Genomic DNA, 831 nt, shown 5'->3' with positions numbered 1-831 from the left:
GGCGCGCTTTTTGAGTTCTTTGGCTGCGGCGGCGGGGTCGGTGGCGTTGTAGATGGCGCCGCCGGCGACGGCGACGGTCGCGCCGGCCTCACGCACCGAGCCGATGGTGTCGATCTTCACGCCACCGGCAATGGAGAACGGCACCCCGGCCTCACGCCCATCAGCGAGCAACGTGTCGATCGTGTACCCCGGCCGGGCCTGCTCGTCCAGACCCGCATGGATCTCCACAAACGACACACCGAGCTTCGCGACCTCACGAATCCGCGCGACCCGCCCGTCCACCACCGTGATCATGTCCGCCACCACCTGCTTGCCGTACTTACGGCCCGCGGACACCGCACCCCGCACCGTGTCATCATCGGCGGCACCCATCACCGTCACCAGATCCGCACCCGCCTCGAACGCCAGCGCCGCCTCCAACTCACCCGCATCCGCAGTCTTGAGATCCACGAACACCAGCTTGTCCGGATGCGCCGCCTTGATCGCCGACACCGCACCAATCCCCGCCGACTTCACCAACGGCGTCCCCAGCTCCAGGATGTCCACATGCTCAGCCACCTGATTCGCCAACGTCAACGCAGCCGGAAGATCCAGCACATCCAACGCAACCTGCAACTGCACAACAATCTCCTCATCCGTCACGACAGAGCACAAACACCCGTCGACCACACCCCAGCCCCGCCGGCAGCGACACCCGCCACCCAGAACACGAAACCAGGCCAACAACCCCCACAACAATTCCCCACCCACCCAAAAACCAGCAACACCCCACCACATGCAAAACCACAATCCCCCATCCACACAACAAATAACCACCCACCACCGCACTGC

At 64.4% G+C, this 831-nt stretch carries 1 protein-coding gene; it reads right to left on the bottom strand.

The window, feature by feature from the left end; genetic code table 11:
- Positions 1 to 642, bottom strand: a 642-nt coding sequence (gene hxlA / locus ABD793_RS42545; RefSeq protein ID WP_344869575.1) for a 3-hexulose-6-phosphate synthase, incomplete at its 3' end; no start/stop codon positions are given.
- Between the last annotated feature and the right edge of the window lie 189 nt (positions 643 to 831).

It is taken from the genome of Amycolatopsis ultiminotia (assembly GCF_039536925.1).
In the GTDB taxonomy this organism is placed as follows: Bacteria; Actinomycetota; Actinomycetes; order Mycobacteriales; family Pseudonocardiaceae; genus Amycolatopsis; species Amycolatopsis ultiminotia.
Note: the sequence above shows the minus strand (reverse complement) of the source record. Positions and strands in the feature narration are given on the sequence as shown.